Source organism: Cupriavidus sp. 30B13 (assembly GCF_049059565.2).
Classification (GTDB): Bacteria; Pseudomonadota; Gammaproteobacteria; order Burkholderiales; family Burkholderiaceae; genus Cupriavidus.
Genome location: NZ_CP188224.1, coordinates 768,133 through 785,050, shown reverse-complemented (window position 1 = coordinate 785,050; position 16,918 = coordinate 768,133). Strand labels below are relative to the sequence as shown.

13 protein-coding genes and 1 pseudogene are annotated in these 16,918 nt (G+C 70.2%); 5 read left to right on the top strand and 9 right to left on the bottom strand.

Annotation, left to right across the window (positions count from 1 at the left end):
* Window positions 1-39: 39 nt before the first annotated feature.
* From ACKI2N_RS22845 to ACKI2N_RS22820, 6 genes are all read right to left on the bottom strand, one after another.
* Window positions 40-1,419: an undecaprenyl-phosphate glucose phosphotransferase gene (locus ACKI2N_RS22845; protein ID WP_420993029.1), complete on the bottom strand. Its 1,380-nt coding sequence runs from the start codon at window positions 1,417-1,419 to the stop codon at window positions 40-42.
* A gap of 153 nt (window positions 1,420-1,572) precedes the next feature.
* Window positions 1,573-3,066, bottom strand: a complete 1,494-nt coding sequence (locus tag ACKI2N_RS22840; protein ID WP_420993190.1) for a mannose-1-phosphate guanylyltransferase/mannose-6-phosphate isomerase — start codon at window positions 3,064-3,066, stop codon at window positions 1,573-1,575.
* 208 nt (window positions 3,067-3,274) lie between these two features.
* Window positions 3,275-4,279 (bottom strand): GlxA family transcriptional regulator, encoded by a 1,005-nt coding sequence (locus ACKI2N_RS22835; RefSeq protein ID WP_420993028.1) that lies wholly within the window; start codon window positions 4,277-4,279, stop codon window positions 3,275-3,277.
* A gap of 711 nt (window positions 4,280-4,990) precedes the next feature.
* Window positions 4,991-5,680, bottom strand: coding sequence for a PIG-L deacetylase family protein (locus ACKI2N_RS22830; RefSeq protein WP_420993027.1), 690 nt, complete (start codon window positions 5,678-5,680; stop codon window positions 4,991-4,993).
* Window positions 5,681-5,754: 74 nt separating this feature from the next.
* Window positions 5,755-6,813, bottom strand: coding sequence for a glycosyltransferase family 4 protein (locus tag ACKI2N_RS22825; protein ID WP_420993189.1), 1,059 nt, complete (start codon window positions 6,811-6,813; stop codon window positions 5,755-5,757).
* Complete coding sequence (locus ACKI2N_RS22820; protein ID WP_420993026.1) at window positions 6,813-8,078, bottom strand: oligosaccharide flippase family protein; 1,266 nt, start codon at window positions 8,076-8,078, stop codon at window positions 6,813-6,815. The genes ACKI2N_RS22825 and ACKI2N_RS22820 overlap by 1 nt, the downstream gene beginning before the upstream one ends.
* Window positions 8,079-8,433: 355 nt before the next feature.
* Between ACKI2N_RS22820 and ACKI2N_RS22815 the strand changes: the two genes are divergently transcribed.
* From ACKI2N_RS22815 to ACKI2N_RS22800, 4 genes and pseudogenes are all read left to right on the top strand, one after another.
* Window positions 8,434-9,663, top strand: a complete 1,230-nt coding sequence (locus ACKI2N_RS22815) for a glycosyltransferase (protein WP_420993025.1) — start codon at window positions 8,434-8,436, stop codon at window positions 9,661-9,663.
* 164 nt (window positions 9,664-9,827) lie between these two features.
* Entirely contained in the window at window positions 9,828-10,502 is a 675-nt protein-coding gene (locus ACKI2N_RS22810) for a DapH/DapD/GlmU-related protein (RefSeq protein ID WP_420993024.1), read from the top strand.
* A gap of 142 nt (window positions 10,503-10,644) precedes the next feature.
* Window positions 10,645-11,787, top strand: a complete 1,143-nt coding sequence (locus ACKI2N_RS22805; RefSeq protein ID WP_420993023.1) for an acyltransferase family protein — start codon at window positions 10,645-10,647, stop codon at window positions 11,785-11,787.
* A gap of 44 nt (window positions 11,788-11,831) precedes the next feature.
* Window positions 11,832-12,266: pseudogene (locus tag ACKI2N_RS22800) on the top strand (IS3-like element ISAzo10 family transposase); the annotation flags it as partial.
* 98 nt (window positions 12,267-12,364) lie between these two features.
* On the opposite strand, the gene ACKI2N_RS22795 reads toward ACKI2N_RS22800, so the two are convergent.
* Both ACKI2N_RS22795 and ACKI2N_RS22790 read right to left on the bottom strand, forming a co-directional pair.
* Complete coding sequence (locus ACKI2N_RS22795) at window positions 12,365-14,353, bottom strand: hypothetical protein (protein WP_420993022.1); 1,989 nt, start codon at window positions 14,351-14,353, stop codon at window positions 12,365-12,367.
* A 70-nt stretch (window positions 14,354-14,423) separates the two neighbouring features.
* Entirely contained in the window at window positions 14,424-15,014 is a 591-nt protein-coding gene (locus ACKI2N_RS22790) for a phosphatase PAP2 family protein (RefSeq protein ID WP_420993021.1), read from the bottom strand.
* Window positions 15,015-15,322: 308 nt separating this feature from the next.
* Between ACKI2N_RS22790 and galU the strand changes: the two genes are divergently transcribed.
* On the top strand, window positions 15,323-16,327 hold the full coding sequence (gene galU, locus ACKI2N_RS22785; RefSeq protein ID WP_420993020.1) for a UTP--glucose-1-phosphate uridylyltransferase GalU: 1,005 nt from the start codon (window positions 15,323-15,325) through the stop codon (window positions 16,325-16,327).
* A 36-nt stretch (window positions 16,328-16,363) separates the two neighbouring features.
* On the opposite strand, the gene ACKI2N_RS22780 is transcribed toward galU, so the two are convergent.
* Complete coding sequence (locus ACKI2N_RS22780) at window positions 16,364-16,831, bottom strand: GDP-mannose mannosyl hydrolase (protein WP_420993019.1); 468 nt, start codon at window positions 16,829-16,831, stop codon at window positions 16,364-16,366.
* Between the last annotated feature and the right edge of the window lie 87 nt (window positions 16,832-16,918).

The following is a 16,918-nucleotide window of genomic DNA, read 5'->3' as shown; positions in this document are numbered from 1 at the left end:
CCGGGGGCTGCGCCAGCGCAGTCCCCGGTCCCCTCTGTGTCAATACGCGTTGCGGTGAATCAGCCCTCTGGCCACGGTGGCCGCGATGATGCGCATGTCCAGCGCGAACGACCAGTTGCCCAGGTAGTACAGGTCGCAGGCGATGCGGCCTTCCATCTTCTCGATGCGGTCGGTCTCGCCGCGAAAGCCGTTGACCTGGGCCCAGCCGGTGATGCCGGGCTTGACGCGGTAGCGGTGGATATAGCCGCTCACCAGCTTCTGGTACTGGTCGTCATGCTCGATGGCGTGCGGGCGCGGGCCCACCACGGACATGTCGCCGCGCAGCACGTTGAAGAACTGCGGCAGCTCGTCCAGGCTGGTGCGGCGCAGGAAGGCGCCCACCCGCGTGATGCGCGGATCGTTGCGGGTGGCCTGCGTGACCACGCCGCGGGCTTCCACGTGCGCGCGCATCGAGCGGAACTTGTAGATGGTGAAGATGCGGCCATCGGCGCTCTTGCGCTTTTGCTTGAACAGCACCGGCCCGGGCGAGGTGAGCTTCACCGCGATGGCGATCGCCAGCAGCAGCGGCGACAGGCCGATCAGCGCGGCGGCGGCGAACAGGCGGTCGAACACGTCCTTCTGCCGCAGCGCGCTGTCGGACAGCGGCGAGGCCACCAGGTTGATGGCGGGCATGCCGATCAGGTTGATGGTGCCGCTGTCGAACAGCGCCAGGCTGCGCAGGTCCGGCATGAAGCGCACGTTGACCAGTTCCTCGCGGAACTCCGCCACGAATTCCAGGATGGTGCGCTCCTCCGACAGCGGCAGCGCCAGCCACACTTCATGGATGTCCTGCGAGCGGATATAGCGGTGGAACGCGGCGCGGTCCTCGAAGGTCGGCACCTTCACGTTGAGGCTGCCGACCGCCGGCGCCACGTTGAACGCCGCCACCACGCGAAAGCCGGAGGCCGGCGCCGCCGCGCTGCGCCGGATGACCCCGCTGCAATGCGCGCCGCATCCCACCACCGCGACCTTGTGCAGGTTCATGCCGGCGGTGCGCATCTGGCCCAGCACGCTGTGCGTGAGCAGGCGCGAGAGAATCAGCAGCGCGCCGGTGGAGGCCGTCCAGTAGGCGAACCACAGCCGCGACACGATGGCGGCATGGTGCAGGGAGAACAGCACCATGATGCCGCACAGCTGCACCAGCAGCCAGGCCAGCGCGAGGTGGCCGGCCAGCCCGATCTTGGAGCGCCCGCGCCAGGAATCGTAGATGCCGAAGGCGGGGAACAGCGCCAGCGTGAAGGCGACCGACAGCGCGAGGAAGACATCGTAGAAGGTGCGCTGCGCCATCTCGTCGAAGCGGATGTGCGAAGCGATGGCAGCACCCGCGAACACCAGCGCGACATCCAGCAGGCGCGCCAGCAAGCCTTCGATCTTCAGCATTTCCCCTCTCCCGATGCCTTCCTGCCCCAACCCGGAACAACCCCTGCGCCACGCCTTGCTGCCTGCTGCTTGCTTTGCTGCCTTGCCGTCCTGCCCTCTCGCTGCCTTGTGCCTCCTGTGTTGTCCCGCGTCCCCACGCGCCCCGGCGCCGCTTCAGGCGCAGCGCCCGTAGGTGTCGTCGACGCGCACGATGTCGTCCTCGCCGAGATAGCCGCCGGACTGCACCTCGATGATTTCCAGCGGCAGCTTGCCGGGGTTCTCCAGCCGGTGGAGCACGCCCAGCGGGATGAAGGTGGACTGGTTCTCGCTGAGCAGGAATTTCTCGTCGCCGCGCACCACCAGCGCGGTGCCGCTGACCACCACCCAGTGCTCGGCGCGGTGGTGATGCAATTGCAGCGACAGGCGCGCGCCCGGCTGCACCACGATGCGCTTGACCTGGAAGCGGTCGCCGTGCTCGATGGAGTCGTAGAAGCCCCACGGGCGCCGCACCTTGCGGTGGGCGTCCGCTTCCGGCGCGTGCTGGATCTTCATGCGCGCCACCACGTCCTTGACGTCCTGCACGTGCGAGCGGTCCACCACCAGCACCGCGTCGGCGGTCTCGACCACCACGATGTTGCTGGTGCCCACGCAGGCCACCAGGCGTCCGTCCGAGTGCACATAGCTGGAGTGCGCGCCTTCGAACACCACGCGCCCGCGCGCGGCGTTGCCGGCGGTGTCCTTGTCCATCGCGTCCCACACCGCATCCCACGAGCCGAGGTCCGACCAGCCGGCCTCGAGCGGCACCACCACGCCGCGGCAGGGCGCGTCGCCGCAGTCGAGCCGCTCCATCACCGCGTAGTCGATCGAATCCGAGGGGCTCAGCAGGAACTGCCTGGGGCACGGGCGGAAGAACTGGCCGTCCTGCTCGCCCTCGGCGGCGGCGGCGACGCACATTTCATGGATGGCCGGGTGCAGCGCCTCGATGGCGCGCAGCCATACCGAGGCGCGCACCACGAAGATGCCGCTGTTCCACCAGTAGTTGCCGCTGGCCACGTATTGCGCGGCCAGCTCCAGCGCGGGCTTCTCGACGAAGCGCTCCATGTGGCGCACGCCGTCGGGCATCACGTCGCCCAGCTTGATGTAGCCGTAGCCGGTATCGGGCCGCGTGGGCGGCACGCCGAGCGTGACGATGGCGCCCTGCTCCGCGTGGCCCGCGGCCAGCGCCAGCGCGCGATGAAAGGCGCCGGTGTCGGGGATGGCGTGATCGGCGGGCATCACCACCAGGATCGCGTCGCTGCCGTCGGCCTGCGCCAGCGAGGCCGCCAGGGTCAGCGCCGGCGCGGTGTTGCGGCGCGCCGGCTCCACCACCAGCCGGCCTTGCATGCCGCCGGCCTGCAGTTGCTCGGCGGTGACGAAGCGGTGCTCGTCGCCGCACACGATGATGGCGGTGGCATCCACCGGGTGCTTGCCGGAGAAGCCCTGCATGCGCCGCACGGTGGCCTGCAGCAGCGAGTCCGGGCCGACCAGGTCGATCAGTTGCTTGGGAAAGTGCTCCCGCGACAACGGCCACAGCCGGGTGCCGGCGCCGCCGGCCAGCACCACCGGGGTGATGCGCAGGCGCGTGGCCGCGTCCTGCGCCTGCGCGGGCACCGCAGCCGGTGCCTGCATGGATTGCGCCGAGTGCGACGATGGCATCGACAACGGGCCGGCTCCGGCTTCCACGAGCGTCTTCGACATTTCCCTGCCCTCCTCGATCGGGAGCCGCGCTCCCGGCGCGCCGCCGTGCGGGGCGCCCGTTGTCCGATGCGGCATCGCGCATGCGCAGCGATGCCGCCTGCGCTGCGCCCTGTGCAGCTGCCGCAGTCCGCGCATGGCCTTACCCCGCGTAGGCGGCGCCGGCCTTGCTGCGCTGGCGGTACTCTGTGGGGGAGATCGACATGCGCTTGCGAAAGATCTTCGCCAGCCGGTCGCCATTGCCCATGCCGCAGCGGCGCGCCACCTTGTCGACCGGCAGCTCCGTCTCGGCGAGGAAGCTGCAGGCCGTGTCGAGCCGTGCATGCAGCAGGTAGTCCGAAGGCGTCACACCCATCTCGAGCTTGAAGCGGCGCAGGAAGTTGCGCTCGCTCATGGTCGCCACCTGGGCGGCGTCGGACACGGAGATCTGCTGTTCGCAGTGTTCGTGCAGCCAGCGCGCGGCGGCGCGGATCTTGTCGCCCACGCTGGTGGTGCCGGTGTCGGCCAGGCGCGGCATCAGGCGCGCGGTCCAGGCCGGCATCACGCGGCTGCCCACCGCGCGCGCCACATCCAGGCCGAGGTCGCGCTTGATGAGGGTGAGCGCGCTGCGCACCAGCTCATACTGCTCGCCCGATTCGTCGGCGCTGTGCAGTCCGTAGACCACATTGCCATGCTCGCCACCCTGCGACTTGAGGATGCCCGCGGCGGCCAGCACCGCGCGCCCCTCCGCGATCGGCCTCACCGTGGCGGTGCGGGGCGTCACCACGCGCAGCCAGCGCAGCAGCCGCTCGTCGGCCGCGGCGTTGCGCGCGCCGGCGCCGCCGGCAATGAACAGCACGTCGAAGCCGGCGAACTCGCGCGGGTCGAGCCCGTCGGTCCAGACCCGCAGCGCGGCCGAGCAGGCCACGCTGCCGCCATCCACGGACAGCAGCTGAACGTCATAGGCCGCTTCCTTGCCCGAGGCAGCCGCGGAGCATTCGTTGGCAGTCTGGAACAGCTCTGCCACCAAACCGGCACCTAATAGTGAAAATCCGTCAAACAGGAGAATACCGACGCGTCGCGCGGCGCACTTTGAACGATTAATTGAAGTACTTATCGAGGAACTGAGCCAACTAACCGTCGCCGGTTCGAGCTGCGCATAGGGCATGGTTTTCCCCCCAATGAATTGACCGTTTCCTTCGAGATTTTTTTAATTGGTGTTGCGTTGCATCGTAGACATCCCGAAACCAGACGAATACGGCGGTGTCGGAAAGTAGCGAGGTGTTGGCGGAAGGCGTCCGTCTATCAGAATAATCCCTGAAAAATCCGTGCGACTCCCACTCCACCAGCAGGATTCAGGCCTGCCAAGCCGGCTCCCGGGCGGCTGTGAACAACGCTCCTGCACTGTAGTGCAGCATGTTGCGAAGCAGCAAATCTATCTTGAAAAGCAGTGCGTGCCAGCGAACATAGTGACCAATTAAAGTGCATGCAGGCATATAGGCAAGCCATTAACTTTTGCTTACAATTTTCTTCATGCGCGCCATGTATCGTTCTGTAGTTATTTACAAATAAAAAAATTCGGAAAAAATAATTAATATGCCGCATTCGATATTGCCGGATGCGGCGCACAGTTCGCGTAGTTCTTCTATTGTTACGGTGTCTTCCGCCGCGTCGGCGGGCGTGCGGGCGCCCCGCGCGCCACCTGGAGCGCCCCCGGTGGCGCGCGGCGCAGGTCCGCGCGCACGGTGGCTCCGGTTGGCGGGAAAAGATAGGCAGCTAGGCGCCGGGCATGCGCACATGCCCTCTCCCGCGTCGCGCAGGGAGGAGCGGAAACTTCCGCGATACAGGCAGAGCGGCGCGGCCGCGCGCCAGGGCTCGCTCAGCCGCTCCAGCGCATGCGCAGGACGTGCAGCACCTCGGCCAGCGCGAAGCCGGATTCGGCGCCGCGCCACTGCGCGAGCGCGGTGACGCCCTCCACCCCGACCAGGTGGCCCGCGCCTTCCTGGATCTGCGAGGCGTGCCTGCGCAGCGCGTCGATCTTGCGCTGCCACGTCGCGCTCACGTCGATGTACAAGGTGCCGCCGGCCACGCTGACGATGCCGCCACCGCCCCAGCACGTGGCCGGGTACTCGTAGGCGGCCACCAGGCCGGGCGCGTGCTTGGCGCGGCTCGGCCGCGTGGCGGCGAGCCCGACCTCCCAGCAATAGCGGTGGTCCTGGTGCGAGGACGCCAGCGGGATCAGCACCTCGTCGGGCTCGAAGCGGTTCTGCAGCATGTCCAGGCGGTGGATCATCTGCGCGCGCGGCACGGTGTCGAGCGCGCCGTCGAAGCCGGTGGTCAGGACCTCGGTGGCCTGCACGCCCAGCACCTGCATCGATTCGAGGAACTCGTTGAGCCGCTCCCGCTCGCCCACCACCCGGCCGAGGTTGAGCGAGCGGCTGGTGCCGGCCGTGGCCAGCACCACCATGACCTCGCCGCCGCCGTCGACGACGCGCGCCAGGTAGCCGCCCACGCCGAGCTCGGCGTCGTCCGCGTGCGGGCTCAGCACAAGTACACGCTTGCGTTCCATATCTGCCTCCTCCGTTCTCCCCGTATGTCTTTCCGTACGCTCCCCCGCTCCCCCGCTCTCCCGCTGCCCCGCGCTCAGGCCGAGCTCACCAGCCGGCGCGCCAGCGCGCGGTACTGGCCGGCGGTATCGTTGAGCGTCAGCCCGTCCAGCGGGCGCGCCATGCGCGGCTGGGCCAGCGCGCGCGTGAGCGCCGCGCCATAGGCGGCGGCGTCGCCCGTATCGAGCAATTGCACGCCCGGGTAATCGCGGGCAAAGGCGAAGGCCGGAATGGCGCTGGCCACGACCGGCACGCCGACGGCCAGCGCTTCCAGGAACGCGATGCTGTGCGCCTCCGAGGCCGACGGCATGGCGAACACGGTGGCCGCCGCCAGCAGCTCCGGCACGTTGTTCTGCGGGCCCTTGACCCACACCTTGTCGCCCAGGCCCAGGCTCGACACCTGCGCGCAGACCTCGGCGTAGTAGGCCGGATCCTCGATCACGCCATACATCTCCAGCCGCGCGTCCGGCACGCTGCGCAGCGCCTCGCGGAACGCCAGCACGGTCTGCAGCTGGTTCTTGATGGCCGCGTAGCGGCCCACCTGCACCACCAGCGGCGCGCGCGCCGGGGCGGCCGGGCGGACAAAGAAGCGCCCGGTGTCCACCCCGTTGGGGATGACCGCCATCAGCGGATGCTCGCCCACCGCGCCGATGTAGTCGCGGATATTGCCCTGGGACACGCCGATCACCGCGCGCGCGCGCGTGGACAGCAGGCGCTCGACGTTGCGGAACAGCTTGCGCTCGAAATCGTTGGCGGCCGAGTGCATCACGTAGACCACCGGCACGCGCGACGGCAGCGCGCGCGCGTAGAACGCCGGGATGGTGGCGTGGGCGAACAGGATGTCGGGCCGGCAGGCGCGCAGCGCGCCGTGCAGGTGCCACAGGCGCCCGGGCAGCTTGTGCGGCCGCGCGGGGAACAGGCAGCGCACGCCGGCGGCGTCGAGCTGGGCGCGCAGCGGCGCGAAGTCGTCCTGCTGCGGCATCAGCGCCGACACACACACGGTGTCGCCGTGGGACTGCTGGTGGATCGCCAGGTCCTTGGCCAGCATTTCCGCGCCCGACAGGCGCGGGGTCAGTACCAGATGGAGAATCCGCATCATGCCTCCTTGGTGTTGCGCAACCCGCGTATCCGGTAAAGCATCCAGCCCGCCGCGCACGACAGGCCCAGCGTCATCGCCCAGGCGATGCCGACCGCGCCCCAGTAGTGCGTGGCGAACGGCACGGTGGCGAGCAGCACGCAGACCTGGATCACCGAGGCCTGCGTGGTGGCCTTGGGCAGGCCCACCGCGCGCAGGTACGCCACCAGCACGGCGATCAGCGCGCCGATCGCCATATAGATGGCGAAAATGCGGAACAACGGCACGGCGCCGAGCCACGCCGGCCCCAGCACCAGCAGGAAAAGCGGCTCCGCCGCCAGCCGCAGCGCCACCACCACGATGGCCAGCCCGAGCCCGCCGAGCAGCACGAAGCGCCGCAGCAGCGTGGCGTCGGAGCCGTCCTGCTTGCGAAAACGCGCGGCGAAGGTGGGGAACAGGTACTGCGACATGGCGATGCCGGCGTCGGCCAGCAGCATCTGCGCGAACTTGGACGACATCTGGTACACGCCGAGCTGCGCCGGCCCGAGCAGCTTGCCGACGATGACCTTGTCGAACTGGTTGAGCAGCAGGTTGACCACGCTGCCGGCCCAGATCCAGCGGCTGAAGCCCATGTAGTGGCCGATGCCCGACCAGTGCGGGCGCAGCCGCGGGCGCGGCTTCATGGCCAGCCAGGTCAGCGCGCTCTTGAGCGATTCGCCGGCCAGCAGGCCGATCAGGATGGCGGCGGCGCCGGCGCCGGCCAGCGCGCAGGCCAGCCCGACCGCGCAGTCGGTGGCGGCAGCCGCCACCTCGACCCCGGCGATCTGCTGGAAGCCGCGCTCGCGCGTGACAATGAAATAGGCCGGCGAGGCCAGCCCGCGGATCAGCGGCAGCGCGGCGGCCATCAGCAGCGGCAGCAGGCCGCCTTCCAGGTGGAACTGCGTCTGCAGCACCGGCGCCAGCGCCGCCAGCAGCAGCGCCACCAGCGCGCCGCGGCAGGTCAGCACGGTCCACAGCGCGCCGAACTGATCGTCGGTGGGGGCCTGCTGGCCCTGCACCACGGCCTGCGGCAGGCCGGTATCGCTGAGCGCCTCGGCGATGGCCACGGCCAACAACGCCACCGCGGCGATGCCGACCGCGGACGGCCCGAGGATGCGGCCCACCATGAGGAACTTGACGGCGACCAGCCCGCGCACCAGCACCTGCTGGCCCAGCACCCACGCGGCCGAGCTCGCGTGCAGCCCGGACAGCGGCAGGAAAGCCGCGCCTTTCAGGGATCTGGCCATGTTTGCTGTGCCCCTCGGTGACGTCGTGAACAGGCGCCCGGCCGCGCCGCCCGCCGCCAACCGCCGGCTTCAGTGACGCAGCGGGCTCTTGCGAGCCATGTGGCCCAATCTACCGTAGCCGCACGGGCAGCAATCGCCAGGGCATAGCTTTAATCCGTCACCCTGGCCACGGGGTCGGGCGCGGCGCCGGCGCGGCGCCGCGGCCCGGTCCTTCCAGTCCTTTTCCGCCAGCCGGGCGCAGATTGGCGGCTGGCGCGGCTGGCGCGGTGCTAATGTGAAACGGAGGATTCTCCGCAACCTGCCGCACGGCGGCCCGCGCCGGGCCCGCTGCGTCCGTGCTGCGTCCGGATACGCCATGCCCGACCCGACCGCCCTGATCATCGAGCACGACTTCACCGGCCACCGCTGGCGCTATGTCGAGTGGGCGATGCAGGCCTACCGCGAAGCCGGCTACCACTGCATGGTAGCCACCGATCCGGCCAACCGCGAGCACCCGCTGGCCCGCCGGCTGCTGGCCGGGCAGCAGCCGCACACCACGCTGCTGTTCGTGCCGGCCCCGGCCGGCGCCGGCAGCGGCGCGGGCCGCGTGTCCTATGTGCGCTTCTGGCGCATGTTCCGCCATGCCTTCCGCATCGCCAGCGCGGAGCGGCCCGCCTCGCTGGTGGTGGTGCCGTATGCCGACTACTTCCTGTACGCGCTGCCGCTGCTGGGCTCGCCGTTCGGCGACGTGCCCTGGGTCGGCATCACCATGCGCGCGAGCTTCCATCACAGCAAGGTGGGGGTGAAAGCGCCGCGCCAGCCGCTGGTCAACGCGGTCAAGACCTGGCTGTTCCGGCGCGCGCTCGACACCGGCGGCATGAAGACGCTGTTGTCGATCGACCCGACCCTGCCGCAGTGGTTCGCGGCGGCCAGCGGACGCGCCCAGGCCATCGCGTATCTCGCGGACCCGTGCCCGGAAGCGCTGCCGGCCGACCCCGCGGCGGCCCGCGCGCGTCTCGGGCTGGGCGCCGGCAAGCACTTGCTGGTGTACGGCGCCATCAGCGAGCGCAAGGGCATCCGCGAGCTGGTGGCGGCGCTGGCCGGCCATCCGCGCGCGCCCGCGCTGGTGGTGGCGGGGCAGCAGGATGCCGGGTTGCGCGCGTTCCTGCGCGAGGCGGCCCGCACGCTGTCGCCGCCGATGGTGGTGCTGGACCGCTTCATCTCCGACGAGGACGAGGCCGCCCTGTTCTGCGCCTGCGACGCCGTGTGGCTCGGCTACAAAGGCCACTACGGCATGAGCGGCGTGCTGGTGCAGGCCTACCGCGCGGGCAAGCCCGTCATCGCCACCGCCGACGGGCTGATCGGCTGGTTCTGCCGCGGGCGCGAACTCGGGCCGGTGCTGGAGGATCTCTCGGTCGCTGCCATCAGGCGCGCGCTGGACCAGATCGACCAGAGCGGCCAGAGCGGCCAGAGCGGCCTGTTCGCGCCGCCCTCGCAGCCGACGCTGCCCGCCGCTGCCGCCGCGGCCCCTGCGCCGCGCGCGCACCTGCTGGCGCGCAATACCCTCAGCGAATTCAAGCAGACGCTGCGCCGCGCGGCTGCCTGAGGCGCCGGCCTTGCGCGCCGTAGTGCCAAGCCGCCAAAACGCCCCTTGCGAAAGGCCAATCCCGACAAATAGCGTTTCGCCCTCTGTTTCACGTTCGATAATTTTCCCGACAGGAACGAAATGAATGAAATCGCGAAGGGTACGCGTAGGGCGAAGGACCGGACATGAAAACCGAAGCTTATGCAGACTACCTGGAGCGCGCGGCCGAGCCGCGCGAGGCCGACGCCCCGGATGTGCGCGATGGCAGCCGCCAGGCATTCGCGGGCCGCGCGGCCGGCCGCGTGGTGGAGCTCGACCTTGCGGGCCCGGGCAACTATGTGCGCCGCCGCGGCGTGCTGGTCGAGGCGATCTGGTTCGTGATCGAGGCCGCCATCATCAGCAACAAGCTGATCCCGTTCTCCGGCCTGCGCGCGGGGTTGCTGCGGCTGTTCGGCGCGCGCATCGGGCGTCACTGCCGGCTGCTGCACCCGATCCGCGTCAAATCGCCGTGGAACCTGGAGGTGGGCGATAGTTGCTGGTTCGGCATGGACGTGTGGATCTACAACCAGGCGCCGGTGCGCATCGGCTCGAACGTGTGCATCTCGCAGGGCAGCTTCCTGACGGCGGGCTCGCACGAGCTGGACGGCAACATGGACCTGCAGGTCGCGCCCATCGTGATCGAGGACGGCGTGTGGATCACGGCGGGCTGCGTGGTGCAGAAGGGCATCACCATCGGGCGCTCGGCGGTGGTCACGCCGCTGTCGGTGGTGCATCGCTCGCTGGAGCCGGAAGGCATCTACGGCGGCAATCCGTGCCGCTTCATCCGCAAGCGCTTCGGCGCGCCGGGCACACCTGGCTAACCCGGCGCGCACTGCATGCGGCAGGCGGCAGGCGGCGCGCCAGCCGCATGCGCCGGCCGGGCCCCGGGGCCGGACCGCGGCAGGCTGCCCGTTCCGCGGCCGGGCCAGGACCATCACGACAGCGCGCTTGGAGGAGAACAGCATGGAAAACCCGGCAACCCGCGGCAAGCACATAGGCAGCCGCTCGATCGAACTGGACTTCGTGCGCGGGCTGGCCATCATCGCCGTGATGGGCATGCACTTCCATACCGTGGGCACCGGCAGCCAGCTGATCGCGCTGATCGAGTACCCGCTCAAGAACTTCGGCCGCGAGGGCGTCAACCTGTTCTTCACGCTGAGCGGCTTCCTGGTGGGCGGGCTGCTGCTGCGCCAGTATGCGCAAAACGGCCACGTAGACGCGCGGCGCTTCATCATCCGCCGCATCTTCAAGATCTGGCCGGCCTACTACGCGCTGATCCTGTTCCACGTGCTCGCGGGCCGGCATCCGACCAGCACCTTCCTGTACCAGAACCTGACCCACCTGCAGAACTACCTGGGCAGCTCCATCAGCCAGACCTGGAGCCTCGCGGTCGAGGAGCACTTCTACCTGTTCCTGCCCGCGGTGCTGCTGCTGGTGGCGCGCCTGTCGCTGCGCGCCGGCACCATCCTGTGGATGACGGCGGCGCTGTGCGTGGTGGTGCTGGCCGCGCGCTGCTTCGCGGTGGCCAGCGGCGACCTCGAAGGCGCCTCGGCCTATACGCAATACCGCATCGACAGCCTGCTGTACGGCGTCATGCTGGCCACGGTCTACTGGATGAAGCCCGAGCTCTACCGTCGCATCGCCAGCCAGAAGATGCTGCTGGTGGCCACCGTGGCGGCGACGGTGGCGTGGCTGGTGCTGCTGCAGCGGAACCTGGTGCTGGAGGAAACCATCGGCTACACCATCCAGTCGATCGGCTTCGCCGCGCTGATCGTGCTGGTGCTCGAATATTCGGGCAAGCTGCGCGGCGCGTGGCTGTACCGCGCCGTGGCCTGGACCGGCGTGTACTCGTACGGGATCTACCTGTGGCATTCGGTGGCGCTGGCGCCCGGCGACATATTCATCCGCAAGGCGACCGCCTTCGGCGTGCCGGCGGTGCCGTTATGGGGCCTTGCGCTGGCGCTGCAGTTCGCCATCGCCATCGTGGTGGGCTATGTCGCCACGCGGGCGATCGAGTTTCCGTTCCTGCGCATCCGCGATGCGCTGTTCCCGGCCAAACGCCGCGGCGAGCCGGCGCTGCAGCCAAGCGAGCGTCCCGCCGCCTAGCGCACCGGCCATCGCATCGCACGGAGAAAACAGGGTGAACCACAGTGGCTAGGTACGCTCAGTCCATCAAGGATCTCGCCGTGGCGCGCATGTTGCCGCCCGAGAACGCCAGCGTCGAGCAGGTCTCGGCCGAGATGCGGATTTCGATGGCGGCGCTCGGGCGCTGGCGCGCCGACGCGCTGGCCATGCCCCCGGCCGACCCGGCCGCGGCGGGCGAGGCCCGGCTCGAGGCCGTGCTCGCCACCGGCGCCATGGGAGAGCAGCAGAAAAGCGAGTGGTGCCGCGAGAACGCCATCGACCCGCTCGAGCTGGAATACTGGCGCCGCAGCGCCGCCGCAGCGCTGTCCGACAGCCGCGGCATGGGCGCGGTGCGGCGCCTGCACGAGCAGGACCAGCGCCGCATCCGCGAGCTGGAGCGCGAGCTGCGCCGCAAGGAGCAGGCGCTGGCCGAGGCCGCCACGCTACTGGTGCTGACCAAGAACGTCACCGCGCTGTTCGAGACTTCCGGGCACAAGTAGCACGCAGGCGGCGCACAAGCGGCGCGCAGGCGGCGCCGCACGCACCGGCTGCCGCGCCGCTACTGCGCCACGTAGCCCTCGGGCGTGGTCACGCCGGCCTGCGCCACCGCGACGTTGGCCGAGATCACGTAGAGCGGCGACTCCGTCAGCGCGAGCGTGAGCGCGCCGTTGGCGTAGGGCACCGCGGCCGCGTTGCCCATCATGTCCAGCACCGTGACGCTGCCGCTGGTGCCGGGCGCGTCCACCGTCAGGGTGTACGGCACGCTGTAGGTCGCGCTGAAGCCGCTCGCGGCGCTCCAGTTGGCATTGTTGTGGGTCCACAGCGCGGTCACCACGCTGTCGCTGCCCAGGCGCTGGAACGCATAACCGTACACGCCCTGCGGCAGGCCCTTGAGCGGCCCCAGCGTGTTGGTGCCGTCGACCAGCCGGGTCATCGCCGCCACCGCCATCGCCGCCGGCTTGGGGCTGACGCGCGCCGGGCCGTGGCTGCCGTTCGGGTTGTCCAGGTTGAAGAAAATGCCGTAGCCCGGTTCGTTGGGCGGATCGGCGGCATAGAACACGAAGCTCACGTCGGCGCCCTCGCCCAGCAGGATCAGGTGCGCGCGCGCGACCACCGCGCCGTGCGCGTAGAGGATGTTCTGGGTCGGGTAGTCGGGGCCGTACACCGCGCCGATGTCGTAGCTGATGCCGGTCTCGGTGACGAACAGGCGGGCGCCGCGCTTGAGGCGCGTGGCCACCACGTGGCGCAGCTCGCGCATGGCCGCCGGCAGGGCATTGGCGGCGTCCGCGGCGCTCGGCGCGCCCACCAGGCGCTCGGGCGGGTGCGACGGCGACGTGCCCGCGTCGTAGTAGCCGTGCGCGCTCACGCCGTCGAGATACTGCGTGAGGCCCAGCGGCACCAGGCGCTCGATCCAGACCGAGTTCTGCCGCAGGAAGGCATTGGTGGTGCCCATCACCACGGCGTTGGGATCGTTGGCGTGGATGCCTTGCCAGGTCGCCTTGTACATGGCCACGAGGTTCGCGTCGGTGTCTTTCCACGGCCGGCCGCCGTCGTAGTCCGGCTCCCAGGTCACCTGGTAGTAGTTGGCCGACTGCGCCGGGAAGTAGCGCGCGCGCGCGGCGGCCGATTCCTGCCCGACGCGCGTCATGTAGTCCTGGTAGGCCGGCAGGGACTTGGGGGCGTAGCCGTAGGTGAGCTGCCCGGTCGGGCTGGCCCAGCCGGGAATGCCGTCGAGCTGGATCAGCCGCATCAGGTCGCCGGGCTGGAAGTGGGCGGCCAGCGGATAGGTGGCCGGGTTGAAGGTGTTGGGACCGCTGGGCTCGGTGACCGACCAGTTGCGGTTGTCGTTGGCCCACGACAAGCCCAGCGCCGGATAGATCGGGCGATAGCCGTCGCCGTCGCAGCAGGTCTGGCCGGGCCCCACGAAAGCCGTGCCCTGCCCGCCGAAGCGGTGCAGGTCCTGGCGCGCGTAGCTGGCCGCCGGCAGCACCGGCGAGACGTCGGGCAGCACGCCAAAGGTGGCGATGCCGTTGGGGCGCGTGCCGCGCGAGCGCAGGCCGCCGCCGGCCGAGGCCAGGCTCACCGACACCGCGAAGTAGCCGGCGGCGGTGGCCTTGCAGTCCATCGTCGAGACGCGCGGGCCGGCATCCACCGGGAACTGCCCGTTCGCCTTGACGCGGCCCCAGGTGTCGGCGATGGACCAGTTCGCGACGTCGGCGGCGGCCGCGCGCGTGGTGACGCTCAGCTGGAAGATGCTGCCCGGCGGGAACATCCGCGAACCGTCGCTGCCGGGCGTGTCCGCCTCGATGGTGTCGCCGTCCGGCTGGGCATCGGTGCTGGCGCCGGGCGCGGCGCAGGTGATGGTGCCGCTGTCCGTCACGCCGGCCGCGGCGGGCGGCGGCGCGCCGCCCGCCCCCGACGGCTTGGACTTGTCGGCGCCGTGGTCGCCCCCGCAGGCCGTGGCGGCGAACAGGAACAGGAAGGCCAGCAGCGCGGCGGGGATGGTGTTTCCCACGGCGCGCCGGCGGCGGCCCGGCGTGCGCGGCATACGGGAAAGCGCGCGGGAAAACGTGCGGAGAAACGCGCGGAAAAGAAACGAGCGGGGAAGAAGCATCGCACTAGCCTCCCTGGTAGCAGATCACTTGAGCGTAATACGGAGAGTAGTGCCAGATGATCTGCTGCAGCGGCGCATGGCGCCCGTAGGCCACCGTGCACAGACCCAGCAGCGCCGCCCCGGCGATCACGCCCCTGCCGAGCCGCAGCGGCGCGCGCGCGCAGGCGCGCACCACCCAGCCGGCGATGGCGGCGCCGAGCAGCCAGCCGGCGACGACCTCGGCCGGCGTGTGCGCGCCGAGCAGCACGCGGCTCAGGCAGATCAGGGTCGCCAGCGCCAGGCCCAGCACGAGGCCGCCGCCGCGCCAGGCCGGCCGGATCCCGCGCAGCAGCAGCGCGAGGAAGACCGACCACACCGCCGCCGAGAGCATCGCGTGGCCGCTGATCACGCGCATGTCGAAGCTCTCCAGCGCCATGCCGCAGCCGGCGTTCAGCAGCTTGCTGGCCAGCACCGCCGCCGCGCCCGCCGCCAGGCACGAGACCCAGCGCAGCGCGGCGCGCCACCCGTCGGCCTGCAGTAGCCACAAGGCCGTGGTCAGCGCCAGCGGCAGCGTCACGGCAGCATCGCCAAGGTCTGTGATGCGATACCAGTTCATCGTTCTTCTTGGTTGTGCACGCGCGCCGGCAAGCACTTGCCTGCGCATGGCCCGACTGTAAGGCCGCCGCGCCGGCCCGGGGAGGCCCTCCTCCCGTGCTGTCTGAATACGGCGAACTGTTGGCAGATGCCCATCTGGCCACGGCGATACGCTGGCTGCACCTGGGCGAGCCGCGGCCGTCCGGAGCGCGGACGCGACGCGGCGGGACCCGGCCACATCGGCGGCCGGATTGGCGACCACATCGGCAGCGACCCGGCAACGGCACGGCAGCCGCCTTGACCGACCAACTACGACACGGGGGTAGATCCATGCTCAAGATCAGGAAAGCCGTATTTCCGGTGGCCGGCCTAGGCACGCGCTTCCTTCCGGCCACCAAGGCAAGCCCCAAGGAGATGCTGCCGGTGGTCGACAAGCCGCTGGTCCAGTACGCGGTGGAAGAGGCCATCGCGGCCGGCATCACCGAACTGATCTTTGTCACCGGGCGCAGCAAGCGCGCCATCGAAGACCACTTCGACAAATCCTACGAAGTGGAGGCCGAACTGTTGGCGCGCGGCAAACAGTCGCTGCTCGACCTGGTGCGCAGCATCAAGCCCGCCCACGTCGACTGCTTCTACGTGCGGCAGGCGGAGCCGCTCGGGCTCGGCCACGCGGTGCGGTGCGCCAGCAAGCTCATCGGCGACGAGCCGTTCGCCGTGATCCTGGCCGACGACCTGCTGGACGCGCGCACGCCCGTGCTCAAGCAGATGATCGAAGTCTTCGACCACTATCACAGCAGCGTCATCGGCGTGGAGGCGATCGCGCCGCAGGATTCGCGCTCCTATGGCGTGATCGACGGCAAGCCGTGGGACGAGCGCGTGTTCAAGATGTCCGGCATCGTGGAGAAGCCCGCGCCCGAGGCGGCGCCGTCCAACCTTGGCGTGGTGGGCCGCTACGTGCTGATGCCGAGCATCTTCGCCCACCTCAACGCGCTCACGCCGGGCGCGGGCGGCGAGCTGCAGCTGACCGATGCGATCCAGGCGCTGCTCGCCCACGAGCAGGCGCTGGCCTACCGCTACGAAGGCCGCCGCTTCGACTGCGGCAGCAAGCTCGGCTACCTGAAGGCCACGGTGGAGTTCGCGCTGCGCCACCCCGAGGTGGCGGCGCCGTTCGCCGAATACCTGCGCACCGAATGCGCGGTGTTCGCGCCGGCGGCCCAGCCTGCCGGCACGCCCGCGAAGGCGGCCGAGGCAGCCGAGGTCACCGGGGCTACGGGGGCGATCGAAGCCGCCGCCAAGGCCGCGCAACGCGCCGGCCTGGTCCCCGAGGCCGCCTGAGCGCCGCCGTGCGGCCGGCACCGGGCCGGGGCCGCTTCAGCGGAAGTAGGCCTTGGTGTTCTCGTGCACGTCGTCGCGGCCGAGCAGTTCCGCCGGGCTCATCCAGCAGTAGGCGCTGTGCTGGTCCGGCGTGCCCACGGCATGCCCGCCCGCCGCGCCGTCCTCCGGCATCGTCCAGGCGTAGGCCAGCACCACATAGTGAGTGGTGACACCCTCCTCGCCGGCGAAGTTGTCCGGGTAGTGATGCTCGAACACCCCGCGCGCCACCGCCCCGGCCCGCTCGGCGCCGGCAACGCCCAGTTCGTCCGCGACGATGCGCCGGAATGCCGCATCGAGGCTTTCGTCCTTGCGGATACGCCCGCCCGGCACGAACCACGTATCGCGCGCGGGGCGGTTGCGGCGGCGGCCGAGCAGCGCGCGGCCCCGGGCATCGGTGACGATCAGGTCGATCGACACCAGCGGGGCGTGGCGCACCACGGCGAGGAAATCCATTGCACCAAGCATGGAGGACGGCTCCTGGCAGTAAGTAAGGGGTGGCGGACGGCGGACGGCGGAACGCGGGGGCCGCGCCGGCGGGAAGAATGACCGGAA

Bases quoted from the DNA above. Each gene is read 5' to 3' on its own strand.
- ACKI2N_RS22845 (WP_420993029.1), bottom strand. From the start codon at position 1,419: ATGCTGAAGATCGAAGGCTTGCTGGCGCGCCTGCTGGATGTCGCGCTG.
- ACKI2N_RS22840 (WP_420993190.1), bottom strand. From the start codon at position 3,066: ATGCAGGCACCGGCTGCGGTGCCCGCGCAGGCGCAGGACGCGGCCACG.
- ACKI2N_RS22835 (WP_420993028.1), bottom strand. From the start codon at position 4,279: ATGCCCTATGCGCAGCTCGAACCGGCGACGGTTAGTTGGCTCAGTTCC.
- ACKI2N_RS22830 (WP_420993027.1), bottom strand. From the start codon at position 5,680: ATGGAACGCAAGCGTGTACTTGTGCTGAGCCCGCACGCGGACGACGCC.
- ACKI2N_RS22825 (WP_420993189.1), bottom strand. From the start codon at position 6,813: ATGCGGATTCTCCATCTGGTACTGACCCCGCGCCTGTCGGGCGCGGAA.
- ACKI2N_RS22820 (WP_420993026.1), bottom strand. From the start codon at position 8,078: ATGGCCAGATCCCTGAAAGGCGCGGCTTTCCTGCCGCTGTCCGGGCTG.
- ACKI2N_RS22815 (WP_420993025.1), top strand. From the start codon at position 8,434: ATGCCCGACCCGACCGCCCTGATCATCGAGCACGACTTCACCGGCCAC.
- ACKI2N_RS22810 (WP_420993024.1), top strand. From the start codon at position 9,828: ATGAAAACCGAAGCTTATGCAGACTACCTGGAGCGCGCGGCCGAGCCG.
- ACKI2N_RS22805 (WP_420993023.1), top strand. From the start codon at position 10,645: ATGGAAAACCCGGCAACCCGCGGCAAGCACATAGGCAGCCGCTCGATC.
- ACKI2N_RS22795 (WP_420993022.1), bottom strand. From the start codon at position 14,353: ATGCCGCGCACGCCGGGCCGCCGCCGGCGCGCCGTGGGAAACACCATC.
- ACKI2N_RS22790 (WP_420993021.1), bottom strand. From the start codon at position 15,014: ATGAACTGGTATCGCATCACAGACCTTGGCGATGCTGCCGTGACGCTG.
- galU (WP_420993020.1), top strand. From the start codon at position 15,323: ATGCTCAAGATCAGGAAAGCCGTATTTCCGGTGGCCGGCCTAGGCACG.
- ACKI2N_RS22780 (WP_420993019.1), bottom strand. From the start codon at position 16,831: ATGCTTGGTGCAATGGATTTCCTCGCCGTGGTGCGCCACGCCCCGCTG.